The sequence below is a fragment of the Stenotrophomonas sp. 93052_Sma genome, assembly GCF_056481145.1.
Genome location: NZ_CM151134.1, coordinates 2,691,230 through 2,708,225 on the forward strand (window position 1 = coordinate 2,691,230; position 16,996 = coordinate 2,708,225).

General features: G+C 67.4%; 18 protein-coding genes and 2 pseudogenes. 10 read left to right on the plus strand and 10 right to left on the minus strand.

Annotated features, from left to right (window positions below; translation table 11 throughout):
* Positions 1 to 38: 38 nt before the first annotated feature.
* The 3 genes and pseudogenes from ACZK2V_RS12595 to ACZK2V_RS12605 all read right to left on the minus strand — a co-directional run bounded on the left by ACZK2V_RS12595 (position 39) and on the right by ACZK2V_RS12605 (position 2,779).
* Positions 39 to 1,084, minus strand: a pseudogene (locus tag ACZK2V_RS12595) (FecR family protein).
* A gap of 82 nt (positions 1,085 to 1,166) precedes the next feature.
* Positions 1,167 to 1,670: an RNA polymerase sigma factor gene (locus tag ACZK2V_RS12600; RefSeq protein WP_486322422.1), complete on the minus strand. Its 504-nt coding sequence runs from the start codon at positions 1,668 to 1,670 to the stop codon at positions 1,167 to 1,169.
* Positions 1,671 to 1,852: 182 nt separating this feature from the next.
* Positions 1,853 to 2,779 (minus strand): LysR family transcriptional regulator, encoded by a 927-nt coding sequence (locus ACZK2V_RS12605; protein ID WP_049422979.1) that lies wholly within the window; start codon positions 2,777 to 2,779, stop codon positions 1,853 to 1,855.
* Between the two features lie 151 nt (positions 2,780 to 2,930).
* Here ACZK2V_RS12605 and ACZK2V_RS12610 point away from each other — a divergent pair, with 151 nt between their 5' ends.
* From ACZK2V_RS12610 to ACZK2V_RS12635, 6 genes and pseudogenes are all read left to right on the plus strand, one after another.
* Positions 2,931 to 3,797: a pirin family protein gene (locus tag ACZK2V_RS12610; RefSeq protein WP_486322423.1), complete on the plus strand. Its 867-nt coding sequence runs from the start codon at positions 2,931 to 2,933 to the stop codon at positions 3,795 to 3,797.
* A gap of 71 nt (positions 3,798 to 3,868) precedes the next feature.
* Positions 3,869 to 4,549, plus strand: coding sequence for a hydrolase (locus ACZK2V_RS12615; protein WP_071227966.1), 681 nt, complete (start codon positions 3,869 to 3,871; stop codon positions 4,547 to 4,549).
* A 56-nt stretch (positions 4,550 to 4,605) separates the two neighbouring features.
* Complete coding sequence (locus tag ACZK2V_RS12620; protein ID WP_486322424.1) at positions 4,606 to 5,247, plus strand: hydrolase; 642 nt, start codon at positions 4,606 to 4,608, stop codon at positions 5,245 to 5,247.
* 115 nt (positions 5,248 to 5,362) lie between these two features.
* On the plus strand, positions 5,363 to 5,752 hold the full coding sequence (locus ACZK2V_RS12625; protein ID WP_032129425.1) for an OsmC family protein: 390 nt from the start codon (positions 5,363 to 5,365) through the stop codon (positions 5,750 to 5,752).
* Between the two features lie 126 nt (positions 5,753 to 5,878).
* Positions 5,879 to 6,138, plus strand: a pseudogene (locus ACZK2V_RS12630) (ATP-binding cassette domain-containing protein); the annotation flags it as partial.
* A 63-nt stretch (positions 6,139 to 6,201) separates the two neighbouring features.
* Positions 6,202 to 7,272: an ATP-binding cassette domain-containing protein gene (locus ACZK2V_RS12635; RefSeq protein WP_486323325.1), complete on the plus strand. Its 1,071-nt coding sequence runs from the start codon at positions 6,202 to 6,204 to the stop codon at positions 7,270 to 7,272.
* Between the two features lie 131 nt (positions 7,273 to 7,403).
* Here the strand turns inward: ACZK2V_RS12635 and ACZK2V_RS12640 are convergent, their stop codons facing one another.
* The 6 genes from ACZK2V_RS12640 to ACZK2V_RS12665 form a co-directional block, all read right to left on the minus strand.
* Positions 7,404 to 7,733, minus strand: coding sequence for a hypothetical protein (locus ACZK2V_RS12640; RefSeq protein WP_005409871.1), 330 nt, complete (start codon positions 7,731 to 7,733; stop codon positions 7,404 to 7,406).
* A gap of 98 nt (positions 7,734 to 7,831) precedes the next feature.
* Positions 7,832 to 9,577 (minus strand): putative porin, encoded by a 1,746-nt coding sequence (locus ACZK2V_RS12645; protein WP_197612605.1) that lies wholly within the window; start codon positions 9,575 to 9,577, stop codon positions 7,832 to 7,834.
* A gap of 41 nt (positions 9,578 to 9,618) precedes the next feature.
* On the minus strand, positions 9,619 to 10,284 hold the full coding sequence (gene tolA, locus ACZK2V_RS12650) for a cell envelope integrity protein TolA (RefSeq protein ID WP_049399763.1): 666 nt from the start codon (positions 10,282 to 10,284) through the stop codon (positions 9,619 to 9,621).
* 39 nt (positions 10,285 to 10,323) lie between these two features.
* Positions 10,324 to 10,737 carry an ExbD/TolR family protein gene (locus ACZK2V_RS12655; protein WP_005409874.1) on the minus strand — a complete coding sequence of 138 codons (414 nt, stop codon included), beginning with the start codon at positions 10,735 to 10,737 and terminating at the stop codon, positions 10,324 to 10,326.
* 10 nt (positions 10,738 to 10,747) lie between these two features.
* Positions 10,748 to 12,532 carry a DUF2341 domain-containing protein gene (locus ACZK2V_RS12660; protein ID WP_486322425.1) on the minus strand — a complete coding sequence of 595 codons (1,785 nt, stop codon included), beginning with the start codon at positions 12,530 to 12,532 and terminating at the stop codon, positions 10,748 to 10,750.
* 38 nt (positions 12,533 to 12,570) lie between these two features.
* Positions 12,571 to 14,187 (minus strand): ShlB/FhaC/HecB family hemolysin secretion/activation protein, encoded by a 1,617-nt coding sequence (locus tag ACZK2V_RS12665; RefSeq protein ID WP_486322426.1) that lies wholly within the window; start codon positions 14,185 to 14,187, stop codon positions 12,571 to 12,573.
* 201 nt (positions 14,188 to 14,388) lie between these two features.
* Between ACZK2V_RS12665 and ACZK2V_RS12670 the strand changes: the two genes are divergently transcribed.
* A complete protein-coding gene (locus ACZK2V_RS12670; RefSeq protein WP_049422986.1) occupies positions 14,389 to 14,724 on the plus strand; it encodes a hypothetical protein in 336 nt (111 codons plus the stop codon).
* 90 nt (positions 14,725 to 14,814) lie between these two features.
* Here ACZK2V_RS12670 and ACZK2V_RS12675 read toward each other — a convergent pair whose 3' ends face one another.
* Positions 14,815 to 15,279, minus strand: coding sequence for a general secretion pathway protein (locus ACZK2V_RS12675; RefSeq protein ID WP_049423092.1), 465 nt, complete (start codon positions 15,277 to 15,279; stop codon positions 14,815 to 14,817).
* A 115-nt stretch (positions 15,280 to 15,394) separates the two neighbouring features.
* Here ACZK2V_RS12675 and gspH point away from each other — a divergent pair, with 115 nt between their 5' ends.
* The 3 genes from gspH to ACZK2V_RS12690 are packed head-to-tail and all read left to right on the plus strand — an operon-like array spanning position 15,395 to position 16,811.
* Positions 15,395 to 15,841, plus strand: a complete 447-nt coding sequence (gene gspH / locus ACZK2V_RS12680) for a type II secretion system minor pseudopilin GspH (RefSeq protein ID WP_049423094.1) — start codon at positions 15,395 to 15,397, stop codon at positions 15,839 to 15,841.
* Positions 15,842 to 15,849: 8 nt separating this feature from the next.
* Complete coding sequence (gspI, locus tag ACZK2V_RS12685) at positions 15,850 to 16,200, plus strand: type II secretion system minor pseudopilin GspI (protein WP_193391262.1); 351 nt, start codon at positions 15,850 to 15,852, stop codon at positions 16,198 to 16,200.
* Positions 16,197 to 16,811: a prepilin-type N-terminal cleavage/methylation domain-containing protein gene (locus ACZK2V_RS12690; RefSeq protein ID WP_049423096.1), complete on the plus strand. Its 615-nt coding sequence runs from the start codon at positions 16,197 to 16,199 to the stop codon at positions 16,809 to 16,811. Before gspI ends, ACZK2V_RS12690 begins: the two co-directional genes overlap by 4 nt.
* Positions 16,812 to 16,996 lie beyond the last annotated feature (185 nt).

Consider the following 16,996-nt stretch of genomic DNA (forward strand, 5'->3'; position numbering starts at 1 on the left):
TTTTCATGCGGCCCGTTCATCCAGGTGCTGCGCGGGCCTCACCACACCACCAGCGCGCCGCCGGGCAAGCGCTGCACGCGCAGTCCTGCCTGCGCGGCCACCGCATCGATGGCCGTCTCCGGCTGCTGCAGGTGGAACAAGCCACTGACCCGTACGCCTGCACCCTGCCCACCCAGTACCCAGACCGGGGCGCGATGGTAGCGCGCCAGATCGGCGATGGCCTGCGTGGCCGGCTGATCATCGATCACTACCTCGCCACGCCGCCACGGCGCCATGGTCTCGGGGTCTTCCAGCTGCACCGGCTGCAGCCAGCGACCGTCACGGAACGCCCGTGACTGCCCGGCATGCAGGCGCTGCACACTGCCATCGCCCGGCCGCACTTCGACACCGGCTGCAGCCAGCGACCGTCACGGAACGCCCGTGACTGCCCGGCATGCAGGCGCTGCACACTGCCATCGCCCGGCCGCACTTCGACCACACCCTCACTGACCTGGGTGGTGACCGTGGCGTCCTGCATCGACACACTGAAGGCGGTGCCGATATCACGGACCCGGCCGCCCGCGGCCTCGACCTGGAACGGGCGAGCTTCGTGCGCCACCTGGAACCAGGCCTGCCCGCGCAGCAGGCGCAGGTGCCGCTGCTGGCCATCGAACTCGACCGCCAATGCGGTGCCCGCATCGAGCACGGCAGTGCTGCCGTCGTCCAGCTGCACCACGCGCGGCGCATCACTGCTGCGCAGGTCACTGCGCGCCAGCAACAGCGCCTGCGGTGCGGCCGCGACCATCAGAACCACAGCGGCGGCGCTGGCCAACAGCCATGGCAGGCGACGGCGCGGTGCGACCGGACGCAATCCCTGGCGGTCGGCGGTCAGTTCAGGCAGCGCCGCCAGCACGTCGGGCCCGGCGGCATCCAGCCCCTGCCAGAAGGCCTGCTGCTGGCGCCAGGCCAGCGCATGGCGCGGATCGGCCTGCAACCAGCGCTGCAGGGCTCGTTGCTGGCGTTCCGGCAGCGGGCCTGCACTGCACTGGATCACCCAGCGCAACGCCTGCCTGGCCTGACGCGGCGAGGGTTCGGACGTGGTCATGGTTGTGGCCTGCCGCACCACGAACGGGTGCGCTTTCCTGTTGTGACAACGGCGGGCGCGATCTGCCCACGGCAATCGCCGGTCATCGGCGCGTTCCCTGCTGGTGCTGCTGGATCAACAGTGCCGCGCGCAGCACGTGCTTGCCGACCAGGCTCTTGGAAATACCCAGCCGTGTGGCGATCTCGCGCTCGCTCAGGCCCAGGTAGCGGTTGAGCACGAAGCACTCGCGGACCTGCGCTGGCAGCGCGAGGATGGTCTGGGTGATCTCGCGCAGCTGTGCCTGGTCCAGCGCCTGGGCCTCGCCGTCGTGGCCCGCCTCGGCCATGTCGATGGCGTACTCGGCCATCGCGCGCCGCTCGCGGGCGTCGGCCTGGCTGCGGTTGAGCGCATGGTGATAGGCCATCCGGTACAGATAGCCGCGCGGCTCAAGGATCGGTGGATCACCGGGCACGCTGCTGGCCTTCAGGTACAGGTTCTGCAGGATGTCCTCGGTACTGGCCGGGTCGAGATAGCGCGCGATGAAGCGAGACAACGCACGGCGCTCGCGGATCAGCAGCTCGACCAGCGCCAGGGCATTGGGAGACATAGGTGCCAAGGCCGGACCGGGGAATGATGGGCGTGATGGCGACGGTCCGGACGTGGATTGTGGGCTGCACGGCCGCAGGCGGCAAGCGAAGGCCCGTCGCGCGGCACCAGGATCATCCACGCATGGCGTGGATCTCCCTGGCGGCAGATCCAGTAGATCCACGCCATGCGTGGATGCGGAGCCTACGGTTCGTCCAACGCCTCGAAACGCTCGGCGAGGTAATCGATCAACGCGCGTACCGCCGGCAGCAGCCCACGCCGCGAAGGGAACACCGCATGCACGATGCCGTGTTTCGGCACCCACTCGGGGAGCACCGGCAGCAGCGCCCCGCTCTCCAGCTCATCGGTGATCATCATCCGCGGCAGCATCAACAGCCCGACCCCGGCCACCGCGGCGGCGCGCAACGCGATCATGTCATCGCTGACCAGGCGCGGGCGGTGATGCACGCTGGCCTGGACATCGCCGGGCCCACTGTATTCCCACACATGCTGCTGACTGGGCGAGGCCAGATCGACGGTCGGCATCATCGCCAGATCGGCCGGCACCTGCGGCGTGCCCAGCCGCTGCAGCAGCGCCGGGCTGGCACTGGTGCACCAGACCCGACGGGCCAGCACGCGTACCACAAGGTCACTGTCCTCCAGCGGCGGCGGCCGTACCCGGATCGCCACATCCACGCCCTCGCCCACCACGTCCACGCGGCGGTTGGTAGCGTCCAGCTGCACCGTCACCTGCGGGTGCAGGGCCAGGAAGTCGGCCAGCATCGGGCCGATGCGCGCGTGCAGGATCGCGATCGGGCACGCCAGGCGGATGGTGCCGCGCGGCTCGGCGCGCGACATCGCGATGGCTTCTTCTGCGGCCTCGGCCTCGACCAGCATCGCCTTGCAGTGGCGGTAGTAGTCCTGGCCGACCTCGGTGACCGAGAAACGCCGGGTCGAGCGCTGGATCAGGCGCACGCCCAACCGTTCTTCCAGCAGCGCGATGCGCCGGCTCAGTTTCGACTTCGGCATGGCCAGCGCCCGCCCGGCCTGCGAGAAGCCGCCGTGCTCGACCACCATGGCGAAATAGAACAGGTCGTTGAGGTCACAACGGCGGATATCTGCGATGAACACGGGGCGATCTCCTGCGGCCCACGGCCTGCCGCCATTGTTCACCAGATAGGACTATGACGGCAAATGTTGGCGTCTACCGGCCCAATTGTCGCGGCGATATCGTCTCCTGCAACGAAGAACAGCGGCCGGCAGCCCCGGCCAGGAGATCGCCATGAAGCGTGTCACCGGTACCTACAGCGCCCCCCGCCCGCACTGGGTGGGCGATGGATTCCCCGCCCGCTCGATGTTTTCCTACAACACCCACGGCCAGCACCTGAGCCCGTTCCTGCTGCTGGACTATTCCGGCCCGTACAGCTTCGCCCCCAGCGATACCCCGCGTGGGGTCGGCCAGCATCCGCACCGCGGTTTCGAGACGGTCACCATCGTCTATGAGGGCGAGGTCGCGCACCGCGATTCGACCGGGGCCGGCGGCACCATCGGCCCGGGTGACGTGCAGTGGATGACGGCTGCCTCCGGCATCCTCCACGAGGAATTCCACACGCCGGAATTCAGCAAGCGCGGCGGCACGCTGGACATGGTGCAGCTGTGGGTCAACCTGCCGGCGCGGGACAAGATGGGCGCACCGGGCTACCAGACCCTGCTTGACGCAGAGATTCCCTCGGTGGATCTGCCTGAGGGCGCCGGCCGCGTGCGTGTCATCGCGGGCCGCTTCGACGGCCACGCCGGTCCGGCACGTACCCACACGCCGATGGATGTCTGGGACATCCGCCTGCAGCAGGGCCACCACGCCGAACTGCCGGTGGCCGATGGCCGCACGCTGGCGGTGGTGGTGCTGAAGGGCACGGTCCGGATCAACGGCGGCCAACCGGTCGGCGAAGCACAGCTGGTCACCTTCGACCGCAGCGGCGAGGACGTGTTCGTCGACGCCGACAGCGACGCCACTGTGCTGCTGCTCAGCGGCGAGCCGATCGACGAGCCGGTGGTGGGCTATGGCCCGTTCGTGATGAACAGCCAGGCCGAGATCGCACAGGCGGTCAACGACTTCAACAGCGGCCGTTTCGGCCAGATCGCGCACTGAGCGCTTCCGCGCGGCGGGTGATGACCCGCCGCGCCAACGGGCCATCGCCCACCTTCCCCAGGAGACCGACCATGAGTACCCCCGCCAACTTCAACGGTGCCCGCCCGGTGATCGATCCGGACAACGCCGCGATGCTGCTGATCGACCACCAGAGCGGCCTGTTCCAGACCATCGGTGACATGCCATTCACCAGCGTGCGCGCCCACGCCACTGCGCTGGCGAAGATGGCCACGCTGGCAAAGATGCCGGTGATCACCACCGCCTCGGTCCCGCAGGGCCCGAACGGCCCGCTGATCCCGGAGATCCACGACGCGGCCCCGCATGCTCAGTACGTGGCGCGCAAGGGTGAGATCAACGCTTGGGACAACCCGGAATTCGTTGCTGCAGTGAAGGCCACCGGCCGCAAGCAGCTGATCATCGCCGGCACCATCACCAGCGTGTGCATGGCCTTCCCGTCGATCGCCGCCGTGGCCGATGGCTACCAGGTGTTCGCGGTGATCGATGCCTCGGGCACCTATTCGAAGATGGCCGAAGAGATCACCCTGGCCCGCGTGGTGCAGGCCGGCGTGGTGCCGATGGACACCGCCGCGGTGGCCTCGGAGATCCAGCGCAGCTGGAACCGCGACGATGCCCAGCAATGGGCCGAGGTCTACACGAAGATCTTCCCGAACTACCAGCTGCTGATCGAGAGTTACCTGAAGGCGCAGGACGTGCAGAAGAACCAGGAGCAGCTGGATTCGCAGCGCAGCTGAGCTACCCCCGGGGGTGCCGGCCCGCTGCCGGCACTCCTCCAAACCGGAGACCCATCATGTCCAGTGAACCGATCCGCGACCCGGCCAGCGACCACCTGCTGACCCCGCAGAATTCCGCCTTCATCATCATCGACTACCAGCCGGTGCAGGTGAACTCCATCGCCTCGATGGACCGCCAGCTGCTGATCAACAACATCGTCGGCACCGCCAAGGCTGCTGTGGCTTACGGTCTGCCGATCGTGCATTCGACGGTCAACGTCAAGACCGGCCTGAACAAGCCGCCGATTCCGCAGCTGCGCAAGGTGCTGGGCGACTACCCCACCTACGACCGCACCACCATCAATTCCTGGGAGGACGTCGAGTTCCGCAAGGCGGTGGAAGCCACCGGCCGCCGCAAGCTGATCATGACCGCGCTGTGGACCGAGGCGTGCCTGACTTTCCCGGCCCTGGATGCGTTGAAGGAAGGCTATGAGGTGTACGTGGTGGTCGACGCCGTCGGCGGCACTTCGCTGGCCGCGCACGATGCCGCGCTGCGCCGCATCGAACAGGCCGGGGGCCAGCTGATCAGCGTACCGCAGCTGTTCTGCGAGCTGCAGCGCGACTGGGCCCGTTCGGAAACGGTGCCGGCGTTCATGAATCTCTTCATTGAAACCGGTGGTACGGCAGGCATCCAGTTCTCGTACGATCGTACCGAGTGATTTCGTGGCGGCGCTGGCCTTGGCTGGCGCCGCCTTGTGGAGCAGTCGAGCACGGCTCGACTTTACAGTGGGTTGGTCGAGCATGGCTCGACGCTATAGACAGATGGAGACTCCGATGGCCTACGCGCGCATTGTTTCGACCGGCGACAACTACCTGCACCACATCAGCAATGGCAGCTTTGATGTGGACGCGGACGAGCCCGCCTCGCTGGGCGGCCAGGGCAAGGGCTTCGCGCCCTTCGATCTGTACCTGGCCTCGCTGGCGGCCTGCACCGCCATCACTCTGCGCATGTATGCGCAGCGCAAGGGCTGGGAACTGGGCGAGTTCCATGCCGAGCTGCGCTCGGAACGCGACGAAGATGGACGCTTCCACGTGCACCGCGTGCTGCATGCCAGCGCCGAGCTGAGCGATGCGCAGTGGCAGCGGTTGCTGGAGGTGGTGGAAAAGACCCCGGTGACGCTGGTGATGCGCGAAGGTGCGCGCATCACCAGTGAGCGCGGCTGAAGGAGGTCTGGCCCACCTGCGGCGGATCTTGGCCGGTTCCTCGCTTGTGCCGGCCTCGCCCCTGTTCCAAGCTGCGCGTCCGCGTTCGGATGCAGTGAGCGCGCAGCAACAGGAGGACCGCACGCGATGTTACGTGCCCATGCTTTGGATCTGGATTTCAACGGCCGCGCCCTGCTGGCCGACGTCAACCTGCACCTGCCCTCAGGTGCCCGCATCGCCCTGATCGGCGACAACGGCAGCGGCAAGAGCTGCCTGTTGCAGATGTTGGCCGGTACTCTGGTGCCCAGTGGTGGGACCATCATCCGGCGCGATGGCGCACGCATCGCCTACGTGCCGCAGCAGTGCTCGATGACTCCTCTCGCAGCGGCGGCGAGCAGATGCGCCATGCGCTCGCCCGCGCGCTTGATGCCGACCCCGACGTACTGCTACTGGATGAACCCAGCAATCACTTGGACCGCAGTGCACGCCGCTCGCTGATCGCGCGCCTGCGCCAGTTCCATGGCGCGCTGTTGGTGGCCACCCACGATGAAGCCCTGATCGATGCGCTCTGTAATGAGCTCTGGCACATACGTGGCGGGCGCGTGAGCCACTTCGGCGGTCGCTACCGCGACTATCAGGCGGACCTGCAGCAGCGACGCGAGGCCAGCGACCGGCAGCTGCGCCAGCTGGATCAGGAGCGCGGCCAGGCCCATGAGGCGTTGATGCGCGAACAGCAGCGCGCCGCGAGCTCGCGGGAACGCGGCGTGCGCAAGGTCGAACAGCGCAAGTGGGGCGGCGTCCGTTCAGCCACCAAGCTCGGCCGTGGCAATACCACCGCCGGCAGCAAGCAACTGCAGATCCGTAAGCAGCAGGAAGACATCGAGGCTCGTCGCAATGACCTGCAGCGCGAGACCATCATCGAGCCCACTTTCGCGTTGCCGGCCGGCTGGCGACGTGAGGGAGTGGTGGTGCAGCTGACCGACGCCAGCGTGGCGCATGCCACGGAAACGGTGCTGGGTGGACTGCATCTGCGCCTGGATGTCGGCGATCGCCTGGCGATCACCGGTGACAACGGCAGCGGCAAGTCCACGCTGGCACGCGCGCTGTGCGGCGACCCAAGCATCTGCCGTGATGGTGACTGGTTGCTGCCGCCAGCTGATCAGATCGCCCTGCTCGACCAGCACTATCGGGACCTGCCGATGCAGGCCACGCCTCTCCAGGCGCTGTCTGCCCAGATGCCGGACTGGAGCCAGACCCAGTGCCGGCTGCACCTGGCCGACTTCCTGTTCCGCGGCGATGCCACGGCGCAGACGCCCGTGTCCGCATTGTCCGGTGGCGAACGGGCGCGGCTTTCATTGGCATTGATGGCGGCCAAACCCCCGACGCTGCTGGTTCTGGACGAACCCACCAACAACCTGGACATGACGCTGCGGATGCACTTGCTGCAGGTGCTGCGGGTGTTCCCGGGCACTTTGGTGGTGGTGTCGCATGACGACGCATTTCTGCAGGCGCTGGAACCGGGACAGGTGCTGGCGTTGTAGCTGCGGCCGGGCGTGTGCCATCCACGCATGGCGTGGATCTACTGTAGAGGCGAAGACAACGACAGGGGCTGTTGCCAACGTCGCGTGCAACCGCCCGAAAAGCCGAGCATGGGCCCGGCTCTACGGAAGGCTCAGCGCCGTGAATGCAGCACGGTGCGCTGGCGCATCGCGTTGAATTCCTGCTCGACCTGCTGGATGTCCTCGGCCTGGAAACCGGCCGCATCCAGCAGCTGGTCGGCGGCAGCCGCCGCCAGCGGATCATCGTCACGCTGGCGCCAGCAGCGCGCCGGCAGGAAATAGCCCACTTCGCTGCGCCCGCGCATGATCACCACCGGCCGGCCTGCGTACAGCAGGAACTCGGCCAGGTGCTGGCGCAGGCCCTCCACTGAAACATAGGCCGGTCCAACACCCAGCATCTGGCTGGACGGTTCGGGACTCTCGAACAGTTTGCGACGGCTCATCCACTCCTCCTTTTGAACAACGCGTGGTCTCCTTTCCTTAGACGGGCGCATCGCTGCGCCCCCGCCACGCACTACGTGATCCGCATCACGCCCGCCACTCAGAAGCCGGTGTTGAACTCCAGCTGGAACACGTCGATCGACAGCGGCGCACCGGACACTTCCTTGGCCGCCATCCACTTGCCGCTGATCCAGCTGCGCGCGTCCAGCGCGTAGGCACCGCCCACGTAGTAACCGCGGGCGTTGGTGCCGCCCAGGTGGAAGTTCGGATCGTTGTAGGCATCGGGCAGTGCGTCGGCCTCGATGTGCTTGTAGCCCAGCAGCGCCTGCCACTGGCCCTTCTCCTTCAGCTCGGTGGCGCCGAAGGTGGCCTGCACCATCCAAGCGGTGTCGCCACTGCGGAAGGTATCGATGCCGACAGTATCGCCGGCGCCGTAGTTGTTGACGATGCCGTTCTGGGCACGACTGAACATGGCCTGCTTGTCGTAGGCCAGGTTGCGGATGTAGTCGCCATCCAGGCGCAGACCGATGCCCTGCGCCAGCTGTGTATCCCAGCGCAGGTTGAGCGTGGCCAGGCGGAACGCCGAGGCCAGGCCGACATACTGCGGGGTCGGCGTACCGGCCGGATCCACCGGATTGCGCGCGATGTCGCGGATCAGCATCAGGGTATTTCCCTTCTGCATGAACGCCGGGCGCGACCAGTCGGTGTCGCAGCCCACCGCGCCCGAATACAGCGAGCACGTTGAGGACAGGCGGCCGCTGATGTTCTTGAAGTCGTAGTAGCCCAGCGCGGCACGCAGCGCGTTGTCATCGTTGAAGCGCCAGTTCACGCCTACCTGGGCACCGGACAGCCACTTGTTCTCGTTCGGAGTCTTGACCTTGCTCTGGCTCGGCGAGCTGTCGGAGGTGTACTCCAGCGGCACCACCGCGAGGTTGCCGAACAGGTCGAGGTCGCCACCATCGAAGTCATACTTCAGGTTCGCGGCCAGGCCATCGAAGTTGAGATCGTTGGAGAACAGCGTGTCGCTGGTCCAGAACGGATTGCCGAAGCGGCCGCCACGCACCGTCACCCAGTCCGCCGGGCTGTAGGCCAGCCAGGCCTGGTCCAGCCACACGTCCTTCTTGCTCAGGCCGCCGCCCAGCTGCTCGGTGGTCGATACCGGGCCATTGCTGCTGCCGCTGGCCAGGCGCACGCCGGCCGTGGTGTGCTGGCCAATGGTTGCCTCGATGCCCAGGCGGGCACGGATGCGCCACAGGTTACGGCGGTCCTGGCGGGTGTTCAGCAGCGGCGGCAACTGCAGGTTGGTATTGGTGTTGGTGTCGAAGCCGTTGCCGGAGTTGATCGACGACCAGTTGCTCACGATGTCGCTGTTGCGCTCGGAGTAGAAGCGCGACTCGCTGCGCACACGCATGTCACCGGTGACCTTGATGCGCTTGGTCCACTCGGCCACTTCGTTGGGTGCCGCCCAGCCTTCCGACTTCGCCTGCGCCATCACGTCCTGGCGCACTTCGTCACGGATACCGTCGCGCACGCTCTGCGGTACGTACGGCACGCGCACGTCACCGGCCTCCAGGGCCACGCCACCGCTCGCCGCGGTGCTGCCCGTGGCTGCAGTGCGCTGTGCGGCCGCCGCTTCGGCTTCGGCCTGCACCAGCAATGCCTGGCCATCTTCGGGCTTCAGCGCACCGCTGGCGATCAGGCCCTTGATCAGCTTGACCATGGTGGTTTCGGCCGCCATCGCACCGGCCGGGGCGGCCAGGCTGAGCAGCACGGCGCAGCACAGCAGCGCCCGTCGGGCCGGCCGCGGGCGGCGGGAGTCGGTTCGTGCGCGGACGTGGTCGTTCATCACGGTTCTCATCGAAAGAAGGGAAATCACGGAAGTCGGAGTCAGGCCCCGGGCCGGCGGCCCTGGATCAGGACGCGGGCGGGGAAATCGAGTGACGGCGGCGGTGCCTGGTCAACCTTGCCGATGCGACGCAGGGCATCGAGCACGGCCGCGTCGGCCTCCTCGTTGCCACTGCCGCGTACCAGTTCGACCTTTTCCAGGCGGCCGTCGTTGGCCAGCCACACATTCACCTGCAGCTGGAACGCCAGGCGCTTGACCTTGTCGTCGCGCGAGATCGCCTGCTGCATCAGGTAGCCCAGGTAGCGGCCGTAGGTAGCGTTGCCGGCGCCACCACGGCCAACGCCGGACGAACCGCCACCACTGCCGGACTGGATACCGAAGTTGTCACCACCGGCCTGCGCGTCGGCATTCATCGTCACCGGATCGCTGTTATCCGGCGTCGGCGTCGGCTCTTCGGCCGGCGTCGGCTGATCCAGCGGCTCCGGTTCGGGCATCGTCTCTTCCGGCGGTGTCTCCGGCTCCGGTGGTTTTTCCGGGGGCGGCGGGGGCGGCGGCGGAGGGGGTGGCAGCGCCAGCATCGGCGGCTGCACCACCGGCCGACGGGTGCTGGCGGTGTCCTTGAACAACAGCCACCACACCGCGATACCGAGCACCAGCAACGCGGCCAGCACCAGTGCCACGGTCACCAGCAACTGGCGACCGCGCATGCCGGGCTCCGGTCGAGGGGGTTGATGGGCCGTCATGCCTCAGCCCTGCGCCTTGCCGGTGACCAGGCCGACCTGGGCCAGCTCCAGGCGCCGCAGCAGGTCCAGCACCTCGACCACGCGGGCGTACTGCACCTGCGCGTCACCGCGCACGATCACCGGGAAATCCGGCGTGGTCGCGCGTTCGGTACGCAGCCGGTCTTCCAGCTCGGCCATCGTCACCGGGTAGGCATCCAGGAACACCTGGCCACTGGGGTCGATGGTGATCGCCTTGGTCTTCGGCTTTTCCAGGGCCACGCTGTTGCTGGCCTTCGGCAGATTGACCTCGATACCGGGGATGGAGGCATTGCTGGTCAGGATGAAGATCACCAGCACCACCAGCAGCACGTCGACGAAGGGCGTTACGTTGATGCCCTTCTCGCGCTTCTTGATGCCGAACTTCGCCTTCTGGCCCATGGCGCGCCCCTCAGCCCTGGACCGCGGCCGGGCCGCGCCCGTCCTGCTCTTCGGCCAGGCGCGCGGCGAACTCGTCGATGAACACCGCCATGTCGGCGCCGATCGCCTCGGCGCGTGCGCCCAGGTAGTTGTAGCCGAACAGCGCCGGGATCGCGACGCCGAGGCCGGCTGCGGTACACAGCAGCGCTGCAGCCATGCCCGGCGCCACCGAGTTGATGTCCACCGCGCCGGCCATCGCCGCCACCACGAACACCAGCATGATGCCGATTACGGTGCCGAACAGGCCCACGTAGGGCGCACCTTCGATGGTGGTCGACAGCCAGTTCATGCGCCGTGCCATCGCTTCCTGCTCGCGCACCATCACCGCATCCATCGAGGCACGGATCGCGGCGATGGTGGCGCCGCTCAGGTAGCCACTGTTGCCGTCGCGCTGGTGGCGCTGCTGCATTTCATCGATGGCCACCTGGTAGATGCGCCACAGCGAGCCGTCGTGCATCGCGGTCGGCGCCTTGCCCTGGCGGTCCATCTCGGACAGAGTGCGCAGCGGCACACCGGACAACTTGCCGAAGCTCTCGGTGAATACCGCGTTGGCCTTGCTGGTGCGGCCGAAGTGGCGGCTCTTGGCAATCATGATCGCCCATGACATCAGCATCATCAGGCCGAGGATGGCGACCACCACCCAGGCATCGAACGGCATCGCCTTGAGAATGAAGCCGAAGTGGCTCTGCCCGGCGGATTGCTCGTCGGCGCCGTAGCTGATCAGGCGCGAGTCGGCGCCCTGAGCGGTGGCATCGGCCAGCAGCAGCGCCGCCGGACGTGCAACCCGCGAGATGCGCAGCTCATCCAGAGCGCCTTCGAAGTTGGCCAGAGGCTGTGCAGCACCCGGGGCATCGGCGCCCACCACCGGCGCGGTACCCAGCGCCGGCAGCTCGCCGCTCAGCTGGGCCACTACACGGCCGTTGAGGTACAGCTGCAGCGCACCCTTCTCCGCGGTCAGTGCCACGTGCGCCCACTGCCCTTCCGGAATCGGCTGTGCCGGCGTACTGCGCTGGCCATTGAGTTGCACGAACGGCACCCGGTTCTCCATACCCAGCACCAGCTCGGACGCGCCATCACGACGGGCGTAGATCGCCTGCGCCGCATTGTTGCTGCCCGGCTTGATCCAGGCCGAGAGGGTCAACGGCGCCCCCGCTTCCTGTGCCAGCGAGGCGCTGGCCGGCAGTGGCAGCGGGCCCGCACCCAGCTGCACGCCACGGCCGATCACCGAACCTTCGGACGGCGGCACCACAGCACCGGCATTGTTGCCGTAGGCGGTGGTGTCGCGTGCAGGCGCATTGGCTTCGGCGAAGTGGTAGACCAGCGTGTAGTCCGGGTCGAACACCTGCTGGCCGTTGCCGCTGGCCGGGGCCTTCTCGTTGCCGTAGTACATCCAGATCGTCTGCGGCGCCGCGGCGCTGACTGCCGGCACGTCCACCCAGACCAGGGCCAGGCCCAGCTTGGGATCGAACTGTTCGATCTGATGGGCCAGCACGGTGCGGCCATCGCCCGACACGAAGCGCAGGTCGTTGCCCGCGTCCTGGGTACCGTCGAAACCGAAGTTGCCGGTATGCAGGCGCAGCAGCAGCGGCGTGCGGCCCGGGTCACCGGCCAGGCCCGCGCCCTGCGGACCGGCGTCGACGGTGATCGGCTTGCGGTACTTCCATTCGGCCTGCCACCAATTGGCATCGGCCGCAGCAGCAGGCAACGCAACCAGCGCGGCCAGCAGCAGCAACACTCGGGAAAGCAAACGGTCCATGCGAAGGGTCTCCGGAGAACGCATGTTCAAGGGATGGGTCAGTAACTGGTGCTGATGTTGAAATGCAGGCGCGGGTCGTCCTTGCGCGTGACCGGGCCATCGGCATAGGGCCAGGCGTAGTCCAGGCGCAGCTGCAGGTGCTCACCCAGGCGCAGCTGCGCGCCCAGGCCGACCGAGGCCAGGTTGTACTTGTCACGCTGTTCGGGCAGCGGCTGGCGCAGGCGCAGGTAGGCGGCGTCGGCAAAGCTGTAGACGCGCAGATCCGTGCCGCTCCACAGCGACCACGCCGGGGTACGCCATTCCAGGCTGGCCAGGCCGCCGTAGTCGCCGATCGCCTCGGCCGACAGATAGCCGCGCACGGTGTACATGCCACCGGCGGCGAACTGCTCGGCCGACACCAGCGGTGCGTCGGTCACCTGCAGCGAGCCGCGCGCGTACCACTGCCAGTCGCTGCCGAAGGTGTGGGTGTTGGCCACATCGGCCTTGAACGCGATGAAACTGGGGTCCGCCCAGTAGCGCTTCTGCCCGAATCCGATGGCATCGCTGCCATAGCCGAACAGGCGGCGGGTGCCGGCCACCAGCTGGGTGTTGATGCTCAACTGATCCTGCTCGCCCTGGCGCACACCGACAAACGCCAGGGTGATCGGCGCGTACTTCAGCGGCGTCTTCAGGCTTTCCTTGCCCATCTGCGTGTCTTCCTCGGTGTCCTTGAAGTCCACGCCGAGGCTGAGCTGGCGCCACCACTGGCTGCTGCCGGCAAGTCGATAGTTGAGCTTGAGACCGATCGAATGGCCGTTGCCGATCACATTGGTTCCGGTGCCGGTACCGACCTGTCCGCCCGCGTTCAGCACGCGGCTGTCGGACTTGTAGCCGGACGCTTCCAGGCTCCACGGCGTGCCCTCGAACGGCATCATGTACGAGGCCGAGAAGACCTTGGCCTGCTTGGTATCTTCCGGCGCCAGGTACACGCCGATGTTGGCGCTATGGCCGCGCTTCCACAGGTTGTCGTAGGCCAGCGATGCACTCAGGCGCAGCTTCTCGGTATCGGCACTGTGGTCGTTGTTGAGCGCCGCGCTGGCACGCCACGGCGACTTCTCCTCGACCTGCAGGTCCACATCCATCGTGCCCGGCACCTGGCCCTCTCGCACCAGCGGCATCACCTGGCGACGTCCGCCTTCATTCAGCGCGGTCAGTTCCTTCTGCGCCTGGTCGAAGTCCGGCACCTTGCCCTCGGCAAGTGCCGGCACGCGTTCGCGGATGCGTTCGGGCGATTCGTGCTTCGTGCCTACGACCCGCAGCTGCCCGATCGGCGTCTGCTGCACCTTCAGCAGCACCACGCCACCACTGACCTGCTGCTCGGGCAGCTCGACGTAGACCGACTGGTAGCCTGCCTGCTGGTACAGCGCATTGACGGCATCGCGCGCCTTCTCGACATCGGCCAGGGTCTTGCCCGGGCCGAGGAACGGCTCCACCGCACGTTCGATCTGGCGCGGATCGAGCACGGTGTTGCCGCGCACGATGTATTCATTGATGTTCACGCTGGGCGCAGGTGCAGCCGCCTGCGCGAACAACGGCAGCGGCATCGCGGCCAGGGCCAGCACCAGCGGATGCAGGTGCAGCGGAAGGCGGACGGCTCGGCACGGAACAGGAGTCATCGAAGGCATCGCGTCGTATCGAAGGGAGTGGCCAGGGAGCGGCGCGTGGGTCTACCAACAGGACGTGCACGTCGCGTCAAAACCGCCAATAGTTTTGTGACAGCACTGTCATCTTTTGACCCTGCCGAAACGGTGGCGGGCGGAGACTGCCTTCGCCACACGTCTTCCTTGCAGAACGCCGGTTGCCGCGGGAGATTGGAAATGAGTGCACTATCGATAGCGGGCATCCGCCCTGCCCTGGCGCTGGCATTGCTGCTGGCGTTGCCATCGCTCCGTGCCGAGGAGACAAAGACGCGGGAAGAGGCCGTGCCGTGCATTGAAGTGCAGGTCAACGGCGAGCGGATTCCGGCGTGGGACTGCCTGCAGCGCAAGCTGGCACCGGCGGCGAAGCCAGCCAAGTCACCGGCGCTGCCTGAAGCTGAACGCCTGATGCGGCAGCCCGGCAACCAGCTGATGCAGTACAACCTGGAAGGCACGCGGCAGCGCATGGGCGATGCCTTCGGTCGCTCGGTGGTGCCGCAGCGCCCGGCGCGCTGAGCCTGCGAAGCTGTAGAGCCGGGTCCACGCCCGGCTGCTCCAGCGTGCCCTTCAACGTTCATGCAGAAGCCGCCGGGCGTGGACCCGGCTCTACAGTGAGCCACCGTTCGAGGGCGCAGGCACGATGCCATCGGTCGGCACCGGCGGCAGCTCGGGCACCGGCACGCTGCGCGACTGGCCGGCCTGATTCAGTTCCACGGCACTGGCACTGATGCTGGCCAGCACCGTGCAAGGCCCCAGCCGCTGCCCGGGTGCGTACGCTTGCGCAGGACGACCATCCACCGACAGCAGCGCCAGTGGCGCGTGCTCGCCGGCCATCACGCCGAGCACGACCACCTCGGTCCGTACCGCACCGGGGGACAGCAGCCGCACCAGCGGCAGGCTGGCCATCGCATCGAACAGGGGCCGTACCGGCGCCTCGGCCTGCGCTTCACCGGCCGCCACCGCTGGCGCCACCGCAGACAGGGTGACACTCCAATAGGCCACCACGGCCAGCAGCAGCATCGCTGCCAGCAGGGTCAGCATGCGATTGCGATCCCAGCGCCTGCCATCCATGTTCCGCACCATCGCAACGTTCGTGTCCGCCTACGCTAGCAGCTGCGGCTGACGCTTTTGTTTCATCGTACAGGCCTATGCTGGCGCGTATCGGCAAGGACCGGAGGCAATGTCGGTGCAACGCATCCCGCGCGGTTTTACCCTGCTGGAGCTGATGGTGGTATTGGTGATCATCGGCATCTGCACTGCCGGTATCGGCCTTGGCCTGGGCAGCCTGCTCGATCCGGCCCGGCAACTGCGCCAGGAAGCCGAGCGGTTGGCGCAGCGGCTGCAGGTGGCACGCGACGAAGCCCGAATCGATGGCCGGCCCCTGCGCTGGCAGTCCGATGCCAAGGGCTATCGTTTCAGCCGCCGCGAAGGCGGCCGCTGGGTGACCGTGGAACGCGATGACCTGTTGCGGCCGCAGCAGTGGCAGGCCGCTGGCATTGCGGTAGTGCCCGCCAGCGCCATCGAACTGAGCCCGGAATGGATCGGCACTGCCTGGGAGCTGGGGCTGTCGCTGGAGGGCCGCACACTGCGTCTTCGTGATGATGGCAGCGGACAATTGCAGGTCGTGCAGTGAAGCAGGCGATGCGAGGATTCACCCTGATCGAAGTGCTGATCGCGCTGGCGATCGTATCGATTGCGTTGGCGGCGGTGATGCGTTCGGTGGCGGTGGCGACCGACGATCAATCGCGGCTGCGCGATCGCCGCCTGGCGCTGATGTGCGCGCAGGACCGCTGGCAGGAACTGCGCCTGACCGGACAGGCAGCGCAGGATGGCCGCCAGCGCTGCGTGCAGGGACGCGGCAGCTTCCTGGTGCTGCAGCATCTTGGCACGGGCAGCGACGGCCAGCCGCAGCTGGAACTGAGCGTGGTGGCCGAGGACGCACCGCGGCGACCGCTGGCGCGGATGCAGCTGCCGTGGACGCTCGCACCGTGAAGCGCGCCGTGCGCGGCTTCACCCTGATCGAGGTGATGATCGCGATCACCATCATGGGCGTGCTGGCGCTGATCTGCTGGCGTACGCTCGACAGCGTGGCCAGCAGCGACCAGCGCCTGCGCCAGGCCGATGCCGAGACCACCACGGCGCTGCGCGTGCTGCAGCAGTTCCAGCGTGATATCGACATGCGCGCAGACGACGCGCTGATGAATGGCGCCGTGCGCCCGGCGGACCAGCCGCAGCGACTGCTGCCACCTTCGCTGGTGAGCGAACGGCATCCGGATGGCAGCTTCGCGCTGGAGATCACCCGCAGCGTCGGCAGCGACGGGCTGCGCTGGCAGCGGGTGCGCTGGTGGCAACAGGGCAACACGCTGTGGCGGGCCAGTGGCGAGGCGACCGACCGGTATCCGCTGCCAGCGCCTGAGCAATCGAGGGGCATCGCGGTGGCCCGTGATGTGCAGCGGTTCGAGGTGCGTGCCTGGCAGCCCGGTGCCGGTTGGGCGGTGCTGCCGGGCGAAGGCGAGGTATTGCCGGCGACGGGGCTGGAGCTGCGGCTGGGCCTTCGCGATGGGCGTGGGCCGCTGAGCTACCGGCGGGTGCTGGAGTTGTAGGGTTCGTTCGTGGCACCGCATCCACGCATGGCGTGGATCTACTGCTGAGGCTGCTCTGGTGGGTGCCGACCGTTGGTCGGCACTGCGCCAGCCCCGCCATCCACGCAGGGCGAGGATCTACTGCAGAGACTGCTCCAGGCATGGCATGGATTCCCTGCCCTCCTGCCGCCGGGTGCTCTCCTGCA